The following is a 2,659-nucleotide window of genomic DNA, read 5'->3' on the forward strand; positions in this document are numbered from 1 at the left end:
AGCGTCGGTGTGCGTGAGTAGGCGGCCCTCGGCATCACGCTCGAAGTGCTCTTCGGTCTTGTCCGGGTGGATAAGCCGCACCAGTTGCCCGGCGCGGTACTCGTAGGTGGTGACGTTGGCTTCGGCGTCGGTAAAACAGCTGAGCTGGCCGAGTGCATCGTAGTCCCACTGGCTGACTTTGCCCGAGCAGTCGATGTAGCGGATCAGTTGGCCGTCGGCGTTGTAGGACAGTTGTTTGCTGCCGCCGTTGGCATCGGTGATGACCACGGGCAGGTTGTCGCTGCTGTAGGTGTACTGGGTGGTGTTTTCCAGCGGGTCGACGGTTTCGATGATGTTACCGCGTTGATCGTAATCGTATTTCCACAGGCCGCCTTCGGCGTCGCGGGTTTTGAAGCGCTGATCCTGGTCATCGTAGGCGTGATGGACTGACGAGCCGTCCGGGCGGGTGTGCTGCAGCAGGTTGCCCCGGTCGTCGTAGGCGTAGTTGTCGGTGCTGCCGTCGGTGTGGATATGGCGGACAACATTCTTGGCGTTGTCGCGGAACAGCCATTCTTCATTACCGTCCGGGTAGATGACGCGGTAGGTGTAGCCGAGGATGTCGTAGTAATACCAAGTCTCCTGGTCCAACGCATCGGTCACGTAGGTCAGGCGGATGTTTTCATCCCACTCCAGGCGGGTGTTGTAGCTGCCATCATCGGCCCATTCGCGTATGGCCTTGGCATCGGGGCCTTGGCCTTGCCATTGCAGGTTGATGCCGCGCCCGGTGCGGTCGGTATAACGCGTGATCAGGTGATGCTTATATTCGTAGTTCCACTGCGCGACGTGTTCGTCGCGTGCAGCGATCAGGTCGCCGTGTTCGTCGTAATCGTAGCCGGCCAGTGGCCGCGATGGCTGGCCTTCGTGCATCAGCCACAGGGCGGTGATGCGGCCGTGTTCATCAAGTTGGGTATGGACATGGTGGTGCGCGGTGTCGTCTTGATAGGTGACCAGGTCTGAAAGTACTGCTTGGCCCGCGTGTTGGTGCTCGTAGTGCAGGGCGATGCGGGCGCCGCCACGCAAGGTTATGCCGCTGAGCAGATAGCGATCACCTTGCTTTTGAAACGTTTCCTGGCTGTCGTGGCCACGTACGACAACCAACGTGTTGACCGTGGTGCGAATCAGCAACACCCCTTCGATCGGGTCGTAGTGGTGCTTGCTGATCGCAAGGTCGGGGTAACGCTGGCTGCGTCCGTCGTAACCGTGGTAGCTCAGCCCCTCTTCATCCTGGTCAATACGAATCGAGAACGGCGTGATCCAGCGTGCGCCAAGGCTTGCCTGATCAAACGCCGCAAGGCTGGAACGGTAGGTCCGCGTCCACTCGAGCGGGAAGGGCCCGGGCAGGGAGAAATCGGTGTGTTCCAGCGTTTCACTGCCGGTGGCGAAACTGATGCTGCGACGAGTGCCTGAAGGAACGGGGGAATTGCAGTCTTTACAGCGATTGGGGTCATGGCTGGCTTTGCGCTGAGTTGACTGGGTGACCTGTGCGCCTTGGCCGTGAGTCGCCTGAACACGGTTGTTCTGGTGACTGGAGGCATTGGCCGCTTGAGTACCCCGTCGCTTGCGGGCGGCCAATGCGCTGACCAATGCCATGATCAGGTTGCCGATACTGCCGATTTTGTTCGGATCCCCTAACCCTTGAACTTTCTGCGCTACCGCCAGGCCGATCCTGTCGGCGGCACTGGCGACGGTGAGCAGCTTCTGACACACGGCTTTGGACAACAGCCGGTCGTCGATGATGAACTGGGCGGCAATGCCGACAACCGGGCCAAAGAAGAAAGAGCCGACCTTGGCTTTTTTGGCCAGCGCCTGCTGCCCTTGCTCGCTGGCAATGCTTCTGAGCATGCGGGCAAAGGCGGCGCAGGCTTTCTGGATTTCTGCGGCGATTTTGGTGAGCAATTCGCTGAGACGCGCTTGTATGGCGTTGGCAAAGTCTTCAAGTGCGCCGCGGGTTTTGTCATTGAGGTTCTCTTCCAATGCACTGAGCATGGCCGCCGAAATGGCGGGCAGGCCGTTGCGCCTGACGGCTGACAGCGTGGTGCGCACCGCCAGCCGTGCTGGCCCGACACCTGGAAATGAGACCAGGCCGACGACATTGACGCCAAAGCTGACCCAGGTAAGGAAGTCGTTTTGATCGCCGTCAATCAGGGTGAGCAGGTCGCCTATGGCATCCATAGCGGCAAAGACGGTGCCGACACCCGGAATCACCGCGCCGGCGGTCTGAACAGCATTCCAGCCGATGGCGTCGTTGGTGAGTGTGCGCAGCCACTCGTCGAGCTTTTCCTTGCCCGCATCGATGTCATTTTTTGAGGTGGTATTGAGCGGGGCGGTAGCCGATTGGCGCGGTCGTGGAGTCGCTGCAGTCATGGGGTCTTCTCCGAGCGCTTGCGTGGCAATCGGAGCATCTCGGCATTTTTCACGAGTCTCTGAGGTAACGGGGAGGCAAGGCTGGCCGACGTTTGCTTGGTGGTGTTGAGCACTTTGTCCAACAGGGCTTGCGCGTGTGCGGGCAGTGGTTGGCTGGAGGCTTCAGGGGTACCCGCTTCTATCTGCTCATGGGGGCCCGGAAAGCCGGGATCGGTCCAGACATCGACCGGGTCTTTGCTGAAAAGCACTTTGGCCG

General features: G+C 60.1%; 2 protein-coding genes. Both read right to left on the minus strand.

Features of this window, described 5'->3' with window-relative positions; genetic code table 11:
• Nucleotides 1-2,403 (minus strand): DUF6531 domain-containing protein (locus tag AC6CIA_RS26220; protein WP_498316038.1); only part of this gene is annotated, 2,403 nt, incomplete at its 3' end.
• The coding region (locus tag AC6CIA_RS26225; protein ID WP_498316040.1) for a hypothetical protein at nt 2,400-2,659 on the minus strand (260 nt) is incomplete at its 5' end. The genes AC6CIA_RS26225 and AC6CIA_RS26220, both read right to left, overlap by 4 nt.

It is taken from the genome of Pseudomonas sp. GQ91 (assembly GCF_059758795.1).